Source organism: Streptomyces sp. LS-MS-L19 (assembly GCF_058382285.1).
Genome location: NZ_JBYCLL010000001.1, coordinates 5,259,922 through 5,272,328, shown reverse-complemented (window position 1 = coordinate 5,272,328; position 12,407 = coordinate 5,259,922). Strand labels below are relative to the sequence as shown.

At 71.8% G+C, this 12,407-nt stretch carries 10 protein-coding genes; 4 read left to right on the top strand and 6 right to left on the bottom strand.

Features of this window, described 5'->3' with window-relative positions; all coding sequences use genetic code 11:
• The first annotated feature begins 55 nt into the window (after window positions 1–55).
• Together AC2XR2_RS23640 and AC2XR2_RS23635 are read left to right on the top strand one after the other, a co-directional pair.
• Window positions 56–277, top strand: coding sequence for a hypothetical protein (locus AC2XR2_RS23640; RefSeq protein ID WP_330265597.1), 222 nt, complete (start codon window positions 56–58; stop codon window positions 275–277).
• Between the two features lie 545 nt (window positions 278–822).
• On the top strand, window positions 823–2,070 hold the full coding sequence (locus AC2XR2_RS23635; protein ID WP_491516223.1) for an acyltransferase family protein: 1,248 nt from the start codon (window positions 823–825) through the stop codon (window positions 2,068–2,070).
• A gap of 45 nt (window positions 2,071–2,115) precedes the next feature.
• On the opposite strand, the gene AC2XR2_RS23630 is transcribed toward AC2XR2_RS23635, so the two are convergent.
• Window positions 2,116–2,772 carry a DUF1326 domain-containing protein gene (locus AC2XR2_RS23630; RefSeq protein WP_381305619.1) on the bottom strand — a complete coding sequence of 219 codons (657 nt, stop codon included), beginning with the start codon at window positions 2,770–2,772 and terminating at the stop codon, window positions 2,116–2,118.
• A 144-nt stretch (window positions 2,773–2,916) separates the two neighbouring features.
• Window positions 2,917–3,789: a DUF2182 domain-containing protein gene (locus AC2XR2_RS23625; protein WP_491516222.1), complete on the bottom strand. Its 873-nt coding sequence runs from the start codon at window positions 3,787–3,789 to the stop codon at window positions 2,917–2,919.
• Between the two features lie 168 nt (window positions 3,790–3,957).
• On the opposite strand from AC2XR2_RS23625, the gene AC2XR2_RS23620 reads away from it, so the two are divergent.
• Window positions 3,958–5,325, top strand: a complete 1,368-nt coding sequence (locus tag AC2XR2_RS23620; protein WP_449348812.1) for a COG1361 family protein — start codon at window positions 3,958–3,960, stop codon at window positions 5,323–5,325.
• Between the two features lie 45 nt (window positions 5,326–5,370).
• Here AC2XR2_RS23620 and AC2XR2_RS23615 read toward each other — a convergent pair whose 3' ends face one another.
• The 4 genes from AC2XR2_RS23615 to AC2XR2_RS23600 form a co-directional block, all read right to left on the bottom strand.
• A complete protein-coding gene (locus AC2XR2_RS23615) occupies window positions 5,371–5,901 on the bottom strand; it encodes a TerD family protein (protein WP_381305610.1) in 531 nt (176 codons plus the stop codon).
• Between the two features lie 119 nt (window positions 5,902–6,020).
• Window positions 6,021–6,836 carry an inositol monophosphatase family protein gene (locus AC2XR2_RS23610; RefSeq protein ID WP_491516221.1) on the bottom strand — a complete coding sequence of 272 codons (816 nt, stop codon included), beginning with the start codon at window positions 6,834–6,836 and terminating at the stop codon, window positions 6,021–6,023.
• A gap of 114 nt (window positions 6,837–6,950) precedes the next feature.
• A complete protein-coding gene (locus AC2XR2_RS23605) occupies window positions 6,951–8,180 on the bottom strand; it encodes a sensor histidine kinase (RefSeq protein ID WP_491516220.1) in 1,230 nt (409 codons plus the stop codon).
• A 93-nt stretch (window positions 8,181–8,273) separates the two neighbouring features.
• A complete protein-coding gene (locus AC2XR2_RS23600) occupies window positions 8,274–10,475 on the bottom strand; it encodes an MMPL family transporter (protein WP_491516219.1) in 2,202 nt (733 codons plus the stop codon).
• 238 nt (window positions 10,476–10,713) lie between these two features.
• On the opposite strand from AC2XR2_RS23600, the gene AC2XR2_RS23595 reads away from it, so the two are divergent.
• Complete coding sequence (locus AC2XR2_RS23595; protein WP_491516218.1) at window positions 10,714–12,333, top strand: alpha/beta hydrolase; 1,620 nt, start codon at window positions 10,714–10,716, stop codon at window positions 12,331–12,333.
• Window positions 12,334–12,407 lie beyond the last annotated feature (74 nt).

Sequence of the window (12,407 nt, the reverse complement as noted above, 5' to 3'; positions counted from 1 at the left end):
AACGGTCCTGGACAGGCGGCGCGGGCCGGGCCGTCGTAGGCGCATACTGAGGAGGATGACTAAACCTGCCGCACAGAAGCGCCATCTGCCCACCAGCCCCTTCAAGGCTCCGGTCGCACCCGTGCCCAAGCACTTCGCCGTGGGCGACCAGGTCACCCACGACATGTACGGTCTCGGCCGCGTGCTCGGCGTCGAGGACGGAATCGCGGTGCTCGTGGATTTCGGCTCGTCGCAGATGCGGATCCTGAGTCCGTACCCGAAGATGACCAAGCTCTAGGAAAGGACCTCCTCCCATCGATCTGACCTCGCTGTTCTCCGCCCCCGAAGGGCAGTCCCAGCGCACCCCCGCGGCCCTCCCGCCCCTCACCACCGACCCCTTCCGCGCGCCGGACTACGGGGACGACGAGGACGAGACCTTCCCGCGCCCCGAAGCGGCCTAGCTCCCTCACCCCGCCGCTCACCCCACTCCCGCCGACGCGGCCCGCATACAGCCGTTGCCGCCGCTCGGCGTACTGACGTGCGTGTCACACAGATGCGCGCGGATCTCCACCGGTCGTACCTTCGCCGCGTCCGCCTTGCCTAGCTTTGCCCCGCCCTGCCCTGCCCTGCTCTGCCCTCAGGGTTTCCGCGCCCCCGGCCCATTCCGCAAACGGCCGGCCCACGGCGACCGCCGCGCGTGTGAGCGAGCCCACCCTGTGCCTGACCTGTGCGTCCGCCGGTGATTCGGCACAGCTGACGCCCAGCGAGGCATGCGAGCGTGATTTCCGGTTAGGCGCACCGGGATTACTCGATTCAGCGGGCAGGTGAGAAGAGATCTCTTTCATGGCGAAGGCACCGGACTCGACGGCCGTGGCGGAAGCGGAGCGCGAAGGCAGCACGCAGGACGGAGCGGATACGGCGGTCGGCGCCGCCAGACCCCCAGCCCCGGTCGCACCCCGTGCGAGCCGGGGTTTTCCGTCCGCGGTGTCCCGCACCGGCCGGGTGAGCGGCCTCGACGGACTGCGCACCCTCGCGGTCGCGCTGGTCATCGTCCACCACGTGGAGCCCGACGCCCTGCCCGGCGGCGCGGTCGCCGTGGACGTCTTCTTCACCATCAGCGGCTTCGTCATCACCCGCCTGCTGCTCGCCGAGTACGTCCGCCGCGGCGGCATCTCCCTGATGTCCTTCTACCGGCGCCGCTGGCTCCGGCTCGTCCCCGCGCTCCTCGCCCTGTGCGCGTTCTGCGCGCTGCTGGCGTCGACCACCGACCTGTGGGGCTTCGACGGTTCGCTCCAGGCCGCCGCCCTGTCGGCGACCTTCCTCACCAATGTCGTACGGGCCACCGAGTCCGGCCCCTACTCCGACCTCACCAGCCCGCTCGCGCACACCTGGTCGCTGGGCGTGGAGGAGCAGTTCTACTTCCTGTGGCCCCTGCTGCTGCTCCTTCTCCTCCGCCGGGTGCGGGCCCGCACGGTCCTGCTGTGCACGGCGGCCCTGTGCGTGCTCCCCCTCCTCTGGCGCTGCGTCCTGTGGAACCCGGACGCGGCCCACCGCATCTACAACGGCACCGACACCCGCGCCGACCAGCTGCTCGCCGGCGCCCTGGTCGCCGTAGCCCTGGCGCGGCTGCGGTCCGACGACCCCCGCCTGGCCCTGCTGCGCACGTGGTCCGGCCGGCTCGCGTGGCCGGCCCTGGCCCTGCTGGGCCTGGTCGCCTGGCAGGTGCCGGTGACCGAGGACCTCGGCGTCTGGACGGCCGCGTGGTACACGGTCGGCTTCCTCGCGGTGGCGGCGCTCTCCGCCATCCTGGTCGCCGCCCTCGAACTGCGCCCGGAGACCCGCCTGTCCCGTCTGCTGGCCCTGACCCCCCTGGCCTGGGTGGGCCGCAACCTCAGCTACGGCATCTATCTCTGGCACTACCCGGTCGTACGGCTCCTCGCCTCCCTCGGCGTCACGGAGGGCCGGCTGGCGGCGACGGTGGTGCTGACCCTGCTGATGGCGCTTCTCTCCTACTACGCCATCGAGAAACCGTTCCTGAGGAGGGCACACCGGGCGCGGGCCCCGCGGCCGGCACTGGCGGCGGCGACCTGAGGCGGGACGAGGCCCGGACGCGGCACTCGTGCGGGCGCAGGTGGGTCAGTCGGGGCCCGTCCAGTCGAAGGGAAAGTGCTTGCTCGACTTGCCGGAGCGGTCCCAGGAGAAGCCGAACGCGTCCGCGCGGTCGACGGTGGCCCGGCCCCAGGTGGCGACCTGGCCCGGTCCGACTTCGGCACCCGGGGCGTTGTGGAGCCGGACGCGCGCGCCGTCCACGGTGGTCGGGCCGGTGAGCGCCTCGGCGGCCGCCGTGACACGGCCGGGGATCTCGGCCCGCCAGGTGGCGAGGTCGTCGTCCAGCTCGACGTGGATGGGTGCGACGTCCATGCCGCGGATCTCGGGGTGGAGCATCTCCCCGAAGCGCGCCGGCCAGCCGCCCGCCTCGCCGCCGAAGACGGCCCCGAGAGCACCGCGCTGCTGTTCGTCGGCGCGTTCGTCGAGGAAGACGGCGGCGTAGGGGGCGCTGTGCTCGCCGCTCCAGACGTTGCCCGTGAAGGAGCCGAGCATCAGGACGTTGAGGTCGTCCAGACGCACGTCGCCATAGCTGCCCTCCCTGATGTGCCAGACCAGGACGCCTTCGCAGTCGCCGTACGTCGGAGGCTGCGCGAACGTACACGGACAGGGTATGGCGCACTTGCACACATCGAACCAGTCGCCGGTCAGATGCCAGCGCGTGGCGGTGGTGGCCTGTTCTGTCATCTCGCTTCCCTCCTGCCGAGCCCCAGGAGGCTCACTCGGAGTGGCGAGACCGGGTGTGCCGAGCCCGGCCCCGGGATCGGGAGACGGTCTCCCTTCCAGCTTGCACCCCCTTTCCCCGGTGCGGAAGCCGGTACCGGCGCGGGATCACATGTCGTTCATCGACGGCATGGAGTCCCGCAGCCCGGGAAGCAGCCAGTCCTGGAAGGGCGCCAGCACCGCCAGGACGAGGAACACGACGCCCGTGGCGCGGGCCAGCAGCGGGCCCCGGGACCACAGCTTCTCCAGGAAGATCACCACGGCAAGCCCCGCCATCGCCGCCACGTTCATCACGCCCAGCGGAACGAGGACGACCATCAGGCCGGCGCAGCAGCCGACGCAGTAGGCGCCGTGGTGGAGGCCCACCCGCAGGTCGCGGGCGGGTCCTCGGTAGCCGGAGTAGTGCACCAGGTGGCCCAGGGGGTCACGGCAGTGCCGCAGGCAGACGGACTTCAGGGGGCCCAGCTGGTACAGGCCCGCGAGCAGGAAGGCGGCCGAGCCGATCCAGCGACCGGCCGTGGCATGGTCGTCCAGAAGGCTGCCGGTCAGGGCCAGCGCCGCATAGGTGAGCAGCCCGGACGCCGTCCACACCAGCAGGTATCCGGCGACGAACTCGACGGTCCGGGCGGTCCGGGTCCAGCCCGAGGACTGCCGGCCGATGCCTCGGACCCAGGTGATGGCCACCGGTGCCATGGACGGCAGCATCATGGCCGCCATCATCGTCGCCCACAACAGCAGGAACAGCGGCAGTGCCATCCCCATCGTGCCGGGCTCGACTCCCATGTCCCGGGCCTGGCCGATCGTCAGCAGCCAGGCGGGCACCGCGATCAGGACCATGAGCGACCAGGCGGCCGCGAGATCCCGTGTGGGCAGCAACCCCCCGCCCGTTCCGGTCGGGGCGACCGACCGGCCGGCGAAGGGCGCTGAACTCCGGCTGGGGCGCATCGGCGTGTTCTCCTGCAGTTCCTTCCAGGAGAGCATTTCCCCGCCCTCGACGCGACCTGACCCGGGCGGCCCGCGCTCTGGTCGATCAAGAAGTCGGTAAGAACCCCCGGGGCACGTGCAACTTTCGTGGTGGGGGTGGGGTCCAAGTCGCGGCCGGTTCTTGATCGAAGTGCCGGGGTTCTTCTGTCCCAGCTGGGGGATGTCATGAGTTCTGTCTCCGTCGGACGTGCGGTGCGGCGTGGGGTGTGTGCCGGTGCGGTGGGGGCCTTGGTGGTCGCCGGGCTCGGCAGCGGGGTCGCGTTCGCCGACGGTTCGGATCCCAGCGACGGGCTGGAGGTCCAGGCGCCGTACGAGCAGACGGTCGTCGTCGCCCCCGAGGGCGGGGGCCCGGCTCAGTACCGTTCCATGGCGCTCGGGTTGCAGCACTACAACTCCGACTTCGCCGTGACCGACGGGCGGTTGACCGTCGACGTCTCCGGACTCGCCGGGGTCGCCGAGGTGCAGTGGCCCGACACCTGCGTGCCCGACGACGCCGGTACCGTCGCCGTGTGCGACACCGGTGACGTGCCGGTCCGCTACACCCCGCAGGTCCAGCTGAAGCTGCGCGCCGCGTCCGGTGCCGCCGTCGGCGCGCAGGGTGCCGTCGAGTACTCCGCGACCGCCACCGGCGGCCCCGACGGCACGCTGACCGTCCCGGAGTACTCCACGGAGACCTTCGTCACCGTCGGCTCCGGCCCCGACCTCGGGGTCAGCGCCCCGCAGGACGTCTCCGGCGTCGCGCCCGGCACCGACCTCACCGTGCCGTTCGCCGTCACCAACACCGGCAACGAGACCGCGCACGGCTTCAGCGTGAAGCTGTGGGCGACGTACGGCCTCGACGTCGCCACCCGCTACCCCGAGTGCAGCTACAGCGATCCGGACGACCCGAGCGGCCAGTACCCGGACATGACCTACGTGACCTGCTCCTTCGACACCGACGTCGCGCCCGGCGCCACCGTGGAGCTGCCCGAGCCGCTGCGGCTCGCCGTCACCGACCACGCCCTGTACGAGCGGTTCGACTACGAGGTCGAGCCTGCCGGGGACGTCACCGATCTCGACACCTCCGACAACGGCCGCGCCTGGCACATCGACGCCGACAACACCGCGGACTTCGCCGTGCACGGCACAGAGGTGAGCGGCGGGGCCGGGGACACCGTCGCCGCCGGGTTCCGCTTCGTCAACCGCGGTCCGGCCTGGGTCGCGAACGTCGCGTCCGGGGACCCGGTCCCGGCGATCGACTACTACCTCCCGCCGGGCACCACCGCCACGTCGGTGCCCCGCACCTGCCAGACCGCCGCGCCGGCCGCGCCCGCCGCAGGCGAACCGGCGGTCCCCCACTACGTCTGCACCCTGCCGACCTGGACCAGCCCCGACCTGAAGGTCGCCTTCCCGTTCCGGCTGCGCGTCGACCAGGTCGTCCCCGACGCCACGGGCCATGTCACCGTCCGTCCCTACGACGGCAGTTCGGTCTTCGCCTTCGACCCTCGGGTCAAGAACAACTCGGCCACGGTCGTCGTCAACCCGTCCGTCTGATCAAGAGGGGCTGCCAGGAAGGGGGCGGCCCGGGGCCGGCCCCCTTCATCCCCGTACGCTGCCCATCTCCGCCATGAACCCCGCCGGGTTGCTGTCGAAGCCCCGGATCAGTTCCCTGAAGTGCCAGCCGCCCGCCCCGTCCCTGGTGAACTCCGCGATCGTGGCGGCGGTGGCGTCGGCGACGCCCGCGAAGTCGTCGGCCAGCAGTCTGCGGTAGCCCTCGACGACGAGCACCCCGCAGTGGGTCAGGTCGCCGAAGGTGCGGGGGCCGCCGTCCTGGTGGATGGCGACCCCTACGACGACCCGCCCGTAGGCGGAGACCATCCGTTCGAACTCCAGCTGGAGCACCTCGACATAGCCGAGGCCGAGGCCGTTCTCGCTGTGCCGGGTCATGTTGATGGTGCCGTCCGGGGCACGGTTCTCGTGGTAGACGACGTACTCGGGACGGCCGTGAGGATCGTCCGCCCGGTAGGTCGCGGCGATGATGTCGAGGTGCCGGGCCGGCTCCCCGTAGGGACTGGGGTCCCACTTCAGCCGTACCTCGACCTTGCCCAGACCCGCACCGCCGGCATCCATCAAGCCGCTCCCCGTCAGAGTGCCCCGGGACCCTCCCGCTTGCTGAAGTATGTGCTCCGATCAGCCCGTCGATACCTCACTGACGGTTATCTCCTGGTCAGATCTCCACCAGGACGCCGTCATACGGCGGCCGCCCCCGACCCGTACCAGAGCTCCGTCATCTCCTCCGCCGCGTCCGGGGCCACCAGGAGCAACGGCTGGTTGTGGGACGGGCGTTCGGGTACTGCCACCGCCCCCGCCTCCAGGGCGATCAGCAACGGCGGGAGCGCGTCGATCGCGTGGAAGCCGCCGATCGCCGCCGCCGTCGCCCGGCCGGCCGCGACCTGGGCCAGGGAGAGCGCCGTGGAGCCCATGACCCGTACCGTGCAGTGCCGGTCGGCGAGTTCGGCGAGCAGGGTGTCCATGCCGGGCCAGTGGGCGTGGGCCGCCCACTCGGTGAGGAAGACATGGCCGGTGAGGGTGGTGTGGGCGGCCGCGTGGGTGCGGGTGCCGTTCAGAAACGCCCCCCTGCCCCTGACCGCGGTGAACGTCTCGCCCCGCCACGGGTCCGCGACCACGCCGAGCAGCGGGGTGCCGTCGGCCGCGGCCAGACCCAGCGAGAAGGAGCACCAGCCGAGCCCGTGGGCGTAGTTGGTGGTGCCGTCGACCGGGTCGACCACCCAGTGCGGGGCGTCCGCGGCGCCCTCCGTGGTGCCGTACTCCTCGCCGACGATCCCGTGGTCGGGGAAGGCCCGCCCGAGCACCTCGCGGACGTGGGTCTCCACGGCCTCGTCGGTGGCGGTCACGATGTCCGCGGGACCGTCCTTCTCCCGCACCTCGGCACCGGGGTCACGGGGCCGCCGGATCGTCTCCGACGCCCAGGCCGCGAGTTCCGTCGCGACCTCCAGTGCCCGGTCGAGATCCACGTCCGCCCGGTCCAGATCCACGTCAGCCATGCCGGCCACACTAAGGGCACGGGGCCCGGCGGCCGGCGACCTCACGGTGAACCCCGGATGGCGCCTGCCCCACCCACGGGACCGCGCCCTGCCCCACCCACGGGACCCCGCCCCTCACTCCGTCTCCTCGCCGCTCACCGACGGCTGCAACGGCAGTGCCGTGCTCACCTCGAAGCCCCCCTCCGGGCGCGGCCCCGCCCGCAGTTCGCCGCCCACGGACTGGGCGCGCTCGCGCATCCCCATGACGCCGAACCCCTTGGCGGGCTCGGCGGCGGAGGGGGTGCGCGGCCCCTCGTCGGTGACCGTGATGAGCAGGCGGGTGCCGGCGTAGGCGAACCGGACGTGCGCGCTCTGCGTGGCCGCGTGCTTGGTGACGTTGGTGAGGGCCTCCTGCACGATCCGGAAGGCGGTCAGGTCCACGCCCGGGGACAGGGGCTGCGGCTCCCCCTCCGTGGTGACGGTGACGGTGATCCCGGCGGAGGCGCACGAGGAGACCAGTTCGGGCAGCCGGGCGAGGCCGGGGGCCGGCTCCAGCGGGGCGGAACCGTCGTCGTCGGTCTGCCGCAACAGGCCCAGTGTGGCCTTGAGTTCGCGCAGTGCGGAGGAGGTCGTGCCGGTGAGGTCGTGCAGGATCCGCTTGGTCTGCGGGGGGTTGCTCAGCGCGAGGTGTTCGGCGGTGCCGGCCTGGGCGTTGGCGAGGGCCAGGTGGTGGGCGACCACGTCGTGCAACTCCCGGGCGATGCGCATGCGTTCCTCGGTGACCCGCAGGCGGGCCTCCTCCTCGCGGGTGCGCTCGGCGTGCTCGGCGCGGGCCTGGGTGGCCTCGAGATAGGCCCGCCGCAGCCGGGTCATGGTGCCGGCGGCCAGCGGCAGCAGCAGCCAGAACGCCGGGCCGATGGTCCTCAGCAGCAGCGACACATGGTCCATGGAGTCGGAGAAGGCCGCCGCGAGCGTCAGCACCACCATGGTCGCGAAGCCGTAGACGCGGATGGTCCGCCGGTCGGTCAGGCTGGACAGCCAGTACAGGGACGCCATGACCGGCCCCAGCAGCAGGGGGGTGAGCAGGTACCCCTGCGTGATCACGACCGTGGCGCAGACCGCGTTGACCACGACGACGACGCGCGGGTGGGTGCGGTGCCTGAGCAGGGCGAGACAGGACACGCTCATGAGGGCGACCGCCAGCCTGTCGTCGTCCGGCGGCGTGGCCCCGGGCAGGGTGAGCGACGATCCGAGGGTCGCGGACCCCAGCAGCGCCAGGACCACCGCCAGGTCGACGAGGAAGGGATGGCGGTCCGAGAACTCCTCCAGGCGGTCCGTGTAGCGCCGCTCCGGGCTGGTGGTCATCGTGTTCTCCGGGGGGTGGGCTCGGTACCCATGGTGAGCGAAGGGGGCCGCCCGTGTCGTACGACGACACGGGCGGCCCCTGTGGGGGGTGGGTCAGGCGTGGGTGGTCTCCAGGTCGGCGGGCGCTTCGTCCAGGGACTCGGCCCCCCGGGTCAGCGCCTCGCCCTCGACGTCCACCCGGGGCAGGATCCGGTCCAGCCACTTCGGCAGCCACCAGGCCCGGTGGCCGAGCAGGGCGAGCACGGCCGGGACGATGGCCATCCGGACCACGAACGCGTCGAGCAGGACGGCGGACGCGAGCCCGAACCCGATCATCTTGATCATGGAGTCGCTCTCGCCGATGAACCCGGCGAACACCGCGATCATGATCAGCGCGGCGGCCACGACCACCCGGGCGCTGTGCCGGAATCCGGAGGTCACCGCCTGGGCGGGCGTCTCGCCGTGGACGTACGCCTCACGCATCCGGGAGACGAGGAAGACCTCGTAGTCCATGGCCAGGCCGAAGACGATGCCCACCAGGAAGATCGGCATCAGGCTCATGATCGGGCCGGTGGTCTCCACACCGAACAGCCCGGCGCCGTGTCCCTCCTGGAAGACCACGACGACCGCGCCGAGGGAGGCCAGGACGGAGAGCAGGAAGCCGAGGGCCGCCTTCAGCGGGACCAGCAGCGAGCGGAAGACCACGAGGAGCAGCACGATCGCGAGGCCCACCACCACGATCAGGTACGGCACGAGGGCGGCCTGCACCTTCTCGGAGATGTCGATGTTCAGCGCGGTGGTGCCGGTGACCTCGTAGGTCGCGCCGGTCTCGGACTCGATGCCGGGGCGCTCGTCGCGGATCGACGTCACCAGGTCCTTGGTCTTCTCGTCGGTCGGCGCGGTGGACGGCACCACCGAGAAGACGGCGGTGTCACCGGCCTCGTTGAAGCGCGCGGGGGTCACGGACACGACGCCCTTCGTGGCGCCGATGTCCTTCGCGATCGCCGCCGCGGCCCCCTTCGCGTCGTCGTCGCCCTTCGCGTCCACGACGACGGTCAGCGGGCCGTTGAAGCCCGGACCGAAGCCCTCGGCGAGCGCGTCGTAGGCGCGGCGCTCGGTGGTGGACGTGGACTTGGCCTCGTCGCCGGGCATGCCCAGCTGGAGGGAGGTCATCGGCAGGGCGAGGGCGCCGAGGCCGACCACGCCGAGGATCAGCACGGGCAGCGGGCGGCGCAGCACGAACCTGGCCCAGCGGGTGCCGCCGTTGTCCGCGGCCTCCGCCACGCGGCCTTCCTTGCGGTCCTTGCGGCGCAGCACCGCGTTCGGCCAGAAGCCGAGGAACGCCGGGACCAGGGTGAGCGCGATGAGTACGGCGACGACGACCGCGCCCGCCGCGGCCAGGCCCATCTTGGTGAGCATCGGGATCCCGACGACGGCGAGCCCGGCGAGGGCGATCACGACGGTCAGCCCGGCGAAGACGACCGCGGAGCCGGCCGTGCCGACCGCGAGGGCGGTGGCCTCCTGGGGCGCGCGGCCCTTGGCGCGTTCCTCGCGGTAGCGGGAGACGACGAACAGGGCGTAGTCGATGCCGACGGCCAGGCCCAGCATCATCGCCAGGGTGCCGGTGGTGGTGGACAGGCCCAGCGCGTGGGAGAGGGAGAGGATCGTGGCCATGCTGACGCCGACGCCGATGAGCGCGGTCAGCAGGGGCAGTCCGGCGGCGGCCAGGGAGCCGAAGGTGACGAGGAGGACGACCGCGGCGATCGCGACGCCGATCACCTCGGCCATGCCGCCCGCGCCCCCGCCGTCGTCCATGGCGGTGCCGCCCGCGTCGACGGTCAGCCCGGTGTCCCGGGCCGCGTCGAGGGCCTTATCCAGCTGGGCTTTGCTGGCGTCGGTGAGGTCGTTGGACGCGACCTTGTAGGTGACGGTGGCGTACGCCGTCGTGCCGTCCTTGCTCACGGCCTTCGCCTGGAAGGGGTTGACCGCGGAGGCGACCTGGGAGCCGTCGGCCAGCTCGGCGACGGTGGTCTCGACGGCCTTCCTGTGGGCGGCGGCGGTGACCTTCTCGCCGTCCGGCGCGACGAAGACGACCCGGGCGGTCGCGCCGTCGGCGGTGGCGCCGGGGAAGCGCTGTTCCATGAGGTCGAACGCCTTCTGGGACTCGATGCCCGGCATCGAGAAGCCCTCGTCGGACGCGCCCGGCGCCTTCAGAGCGCCCAGTCCGACGGCGGCCAGGACGGCCGCCCAGACCAGGGCGACGTACCAGCGTCGCCGGAAGGCCAGGCGGCCCAGGCGGTAAAGGAAAGTAGCCACGGCGGGGGTCTCCACATCTGGTGCCGAACGGTCCCTCAAGGCTCGCCGGACGAGACCCGCCGTGTCGTCGTGCGCCTGCCGACATCCCCGCTACTGAGTACGCAGTAGGCGACGGCCGCGGGGTCAGCCCCGAGGACTACCGCCGCACAGCGGGAACCGGCAGGCGTGATTTTCTGTGTGTCCTCTGTGAGACAACCGAATCTCTGAGGCCTGACCAGCCCAAGGGGGAACAGACACAGTGAAGTTCAGACGACTCAGACTCACCGGAGCCGCGGTGAGCGCGCTCGCCGTGGCCTGGACCGGGGCCGCGACCTCGGCGTCGGCCGCACCGACCACCCCGACCACACCGCCCGCACCCACCGTGCCGACCCTCGCCTGGGCCGACTGCCAGGGCGGGTTCGAGTGCGCGAACGCCCAAGTGCCCCTGGACTACCGGGAGCCGCAGGGCAGAACCCTCACCCTGGCCGTCATCCGCAAGAAGGCGGCCGACCCGACCAAGCGCAAGGGCACGCTGTTCCTCCAGCCGGGCGGCCCCGGCAACTCCGGCGTGGACTTCGTGCGCAACAACTACGCCGACCTGCCGACCGCCCTGCGCGACGACTTCGACGTCTTCGGGTACGACGTGCGCGGAGTGGGCCGCAGCTCCCAGGTCGTGTGCTGGGACGACCCGACCTACACCCGGGCCGTGACCGCCGCCAAGGGCGTCCCCGGCCCCGACGCCTACGAACCGGCCCTCCGGCAGGCCGCAGACTTCGACCAGGCCTGCCAGGACAACGCGGGCGACCTGCTGCCGTACGTCGGCACCCAGTACGTCGCCCGGGACATCGACCTGCTGCGCCAGGCCCTCGGCGAGCAGCAACTCACGTACTACGGACGCTCGTTCGGCTCCTACATCGGTACGGTCTACGCGGCGATGTTCCCGAAGCGGGTGCGGGCGCTCGCGCTCGACGGGGCGTACGACCCCGAGCACTACACGAACCGCCCCTACGCCTACGACCGTCCGCAGTACCTCGCCCTGGACGGGGCGATGGGCCGCTTCCTGGACTGGTGCAAGGCGAACCCGACGACCTGCGGTTTCGGTGACGGGGACCCGCGCGGGGCGTTCGAGAAGCTGAAGGCCGACCTGGACGCCAACCCGGTGCCCACCGCCAACGGGGGCCAGGCCAACGGCTACACCCTCGTCTACCGGCTGATGTTCAACATCAACGAGGGCAAGGTCATCTGGCCCTCGTTCGGGGAGGCCCTGCGCAAGGCGCAGCTGCGCGACAACACGTCGTTCCTGCTGCGGCCGCCGTCCCCGGCGAGCTTCGACTTCCTCAACCCGAACGTCGTGGTCGAGTGCGTCGACAAGAAGTACCCGAGCGACCCGGCGCTGCTGAAGCGCGAGGTCACCACCAACGCCAGGCTGGCCCCACTGCTGGGCCCGGCGATGGCGTACGGCCCGCCGACCTACGACCACCAGCACGCCACGGCCTGCGTCCAGTGGAAGGGCGAGCACACCAGCCGCTACGCCGGCAACTTCCGTGCCAAGGGCTCCGCGCCGATCCTCGTCATCGGCAACACCGGTGACCCGGACACCCCGTACCAGGACGCGGTGGCGCTCTCCCGTGAGCTCGACAACGGCCGCCTGCTCACGTTCAAGGCCGAGGGGCACACCGCGTTCAACCGCAGCCTCTGCGCGACGGACGCGATCACCGACTACCTCGTGGACCTGAAGGTCCCCGCCCGCGGCGCGAGTTGCGCGGACGAGACCCAGCCGCCGTCCACCGAGCCCACGGTGGCCCCGCCGGGCACGACCCTCAAGGAACTCCGCGACGGCGTGAACGAGCGGCTCGACCGGATCGGTGCACTGCGGTAACAGCTCGACCGGATCGGTGCGCTGCGACCACAGCTGCGACCACAGCGTGAGGGCCCAGGTCTCGGGGAGGCCTG